Below are 3,818 nucleotides of genomic sequence, written 5' to 3'. Positions count from 1 at the left end.
TGATCAACCATGATGGCAATATCAATATCAGCATGGTCTTTTGCATCTTTCTGCCTTTTCCAGCTCAGGGAATGATCTCCGCAAAAAACAAAGACCACCGGAGCACCTGCAAACCATTCTCTTGGATAAGCATCATGTATTAAAGACAGGATCCCGGAATCCCTGACAACAAAAACTTTCCATGGCTGGCGGTTAGCCGCTGAAGGGGCTATTCGACCACATTCAAGCAAATAATTTATCTTTTCCTCCTCTACCGGTAGCGGCTGATATTTCCGACAGGAATATCTTTTCTTTGCTAATTGTAAAAAACCATTCATACAACAGATTTTTATCTTAATTTCAGGCTTGTAAAATTAGTAACTCTTTTAATTTTCTTATCTTTACAATCAAAAAAATAGTGTGATTATTGAAAAAACTGCCCCATTTAATATAACAGTGTTTTAATTCAGGTTTATGCTCAGTTTTTTTTCAAAATACTCTTTCAGGCACTTTCTTTTACTTTTTATCTTCACTTTACTGTTTAGCATTCATGCATTTCCTCAAATGAAAGGAATTTATACTGTTGGTAAAAGCAGTTCCGATTCATTTCAATCTATTCAGGAAGCTGTTGACAGTATTATCAGTCAGGGAATTTCCGGAAATACCATCATTAAAATAAAAGGTGGCAGTTACAATGAGCAGATTATCATTAAATGGTATTCAGGCGCTCAACTTTATTCACTGACTTTTGAACCCTACGATACTTCACCTGTCCTCATCTGGTACTCCCCTGCTCTGACCAACTCAAATTATATCATCAGAATTGATAGTGCCGGTAACATCAACTTTAACCAGCTGAACTTTAAAAATTCCTCCCAAAATGCCGGAAGAATCATTGAATTATATGGAGACTGCACCCGCATTTCCTTTGAAAAAAATACATTTTATGGCGTTAAAACAAATGCCACATCAGATAATTTTGCCATTATATATGGTTCAGGGAATATTTGTGATTCATTTTTCATCGACTCCAATATTTTTTATGATGGCTCTACTGCCATACTCATCAATGGCCCGACAGTACCATCGGCAGGAAACAGAATAAGCAACAATTTATTCCTTAATCAATATGCTTCAGCCATAGAATCAGAAAACCAAAACGGAATTATCATCACCGGAAATATTATACAAACCAACAGCTTTCATACACAATTCATTGGGATAGAGTTATCTGCAAGTTCAGGCCCGAATCAGATATCGGCAAATAAAATCAGTCATAATACCAATGGATTCAGTATTTTGTTAAATAAAGTCAACTCTTCAAAGGGAAATGAAACATGGGTAACAAATAATTTTACAGCACCGGGAGGAAATGCGGCTGCCATTGGTATATTCATCGAAACCTGTAGTTTTATCAATGTTTTTCACAATAACATTCATATCAGCAGTACCACACTGGGAAGTGCAGGCAGGTGTATCAACATCCAGAACAGTAGCGGCTATTGCGGAAACATTAATATTTTCAACAATATCATGGTGAACAGAGGACCTGGTTTCGGACTAATTACTTTCACAACAGATACTATTTCAGCCAATTATAATTGTTATTATACAAGCGGATATATTGGTTACTGGAACGGTTATCTGAGCAATACCTTATCAATCTGGTCATTATATTCAAAGCAGGACACCAATTCCATGGTGGCCAACCCACTTTTTTACAGCAACACCGACCTGCATATCCGCGAAAAACAGCTTGCCGGAAAAGGCAAATATTTTTCTGAGGTAGCAACAGATATTGACGGAGAAATACGCGATACCGGTCGTTGCACCATAGGAGCAGATGAGTTGATTCTTTATAACCGCGACCTTGCCGTATTACAGTTTTCACCGGCTGCTCTTTTATGTCCCGGAGACAGTGCTCCCGTTCATATTAAAATAAAAAATGCCGGAACAGATACCGCCTTCAATTTTATAACACGACTATATATTGATAATCAATTAACTGACAGTATTTACCACATTACCAACCTTGTGCCAGATGCAGAAACTGACATTAGTGGCGGAATGGTATTTATGCCTTTAAACAAACCAGTGAAAGTCAGTGTTAATGTTTTATTTGCAGGAGGGTTAACCGACCAGAACTACAAAAACAACTCCATGGAAAAATCATTATGGCCTGCATTCAAAGATACTTTGATTATTGATAAACAAGGCAAGGGCAATTACCTAAGCATCGGAGAAGCATTCTCAGATATTCAATCCAGAGGAATATGCAACAACCTGACCTTGCTTATTAAACCCGGTGTTTATACCGAACAATTGAATCTTGACAGCATTCCTGGCCTTTATTATCCTAAAAAACTGAATATCATTGGATTAAAATCAAATCAGGACAGTGTGGTTGTCCGATTCGGAGCAGTCAACTGGTATGCAAATTATGTCTTCAGAATCGGTATCAGCAACCTGAGTATTCAAAACATCAATTTCATTGCCGATGGAAATGTTTATGGTAAAATCATTGAACTGAGCGGCACAAACGCAAACCTGATTTTTGACAGCAATGCATTTTACGGACAAAAAGTTACTAATACATCAACAGAATTTGCACTGATTTCCATGTCAGGAGATAATTTCAGGGATACCAACCTTGTTTTCAGGAATAATTATTTTTCAGATGGTTCATACGGGATTTATCTGGCCGGAAAAGACAATATAAGCTACAACAACAACTGTTTGTTTTTCAACAACATTTTTACCAATCAATATGGATACGGATTGTATTGCCTTTATTTCAGAAACCTCGATATTCAGCAAAATATTATTAATAATAATGTGAGCGCTTCATATTATGCAGGAATTTATACCTATTACTGCAGCAATATCAGGCAAATCGGGAGGAACAGGATATTCCTGAATTCAGGAAGTTCAGGGATATACCTGATAGCCAGTCCGGGTATTACCACCGACAAGAGCCTGATTTCCAACAATTTCATTGATATGTATGGCAAAGAAACGAATGCCCGTTGCCTGATGCTCGACAACAGTTCAAATTTCAACGTCTATCATAATACTTTCAGGCAGGGAAATCAATATTATGCAGGGACTGTCCTCGACATGACATCTTCCACCTCAGGTATTGACATCAAAAATAATATTTTCGTCAACACAGGCGGCTCCATGGTCATTAATGCGGCAGGCACGAACAATATTACCAGCAATTTCAATATCCTTTACACAATTGGCAGCAATTTCGGGAACTGGAACGGTTTACGGACATCATTTACAGATTGGGTTACTGCCAGCAATCAGGACAAACAATCCAAAAACCTGTCTCCCCTGTTTAAAGATACAAAAGACCTGCATTGCCAGGACATAGCCTGTGATTCAGCGGGAACTCCCCTCCCTGCTGTTAAAACTGACATAGACGGAGATAGCAGAAACAGTCTGTATCCAGATATAGGCGCTGATGAATTTATTCTTAAAAACTCAGACGTTTCCTTAAACGGTTTCCCTTCATTCAGCAGCCCTTCATGTGACGGACAACATAAACTATCAGTCAGCCTTCAGAACAGAGGAAAAAGCCCACTCGACAGTATCATGATTTACTGGAAAATCAATCAAAATCAATTCAGTTCGAAATACTATTTCAACAAACTAAAGTATTTCCAGACAATTAACCTTTTGCTGGGAACTTATCATTTCAGTGCAGACTCAAATTATTCGATAGAAGTAAAAGCCGGATGGCCAAATGGAAAAGCTGATGAAGACAGCAGTAATAATATCATTGTTACCACCCATCTGAACCTGCTTCCTACACCCGGACAACTTCAGATTAC

The 3,818-nt window shown here is 38.1% G+C and carries 2 protein-coding genes; one reads left to right on the top strand and one right to left on the bottom strand.

Translation table 11 applies throughout. From position 1 onward, the window contains the following. Positions 1–317, bottom strand: a 317-nt coding sequence (locus GX437_02620; protein NLJ06544.1) for a nitroreductase, incomplete at its 3' end; no start/stop codon positions are given. 226 nt (positions 318–543) lie between these two features. Here GX437_02620 and GX437_02615 point away from each other — a divergent pair. Further along, positions 544–3,818, top strand: a 3,275-nt coding sequence (locus tag GX437_02615) for a hypothetical protein (GenBank protein ID NLJ06543.1), incomplete at its 3' end; no start/stop codon positions are given.

The sequence above is a fragment of the Sphingobacteriales bacterium genome (assembly GCA_012517435.1).
Classification (GTDB): domain Bacteria; phylum Bacteroidota; class Bacteroidia; order CAILMK01; family JAAYUY01; genus JAAYUY01.
This window is presented reverse-complemented; position numbering and strand designations above follow the sequence as displayed.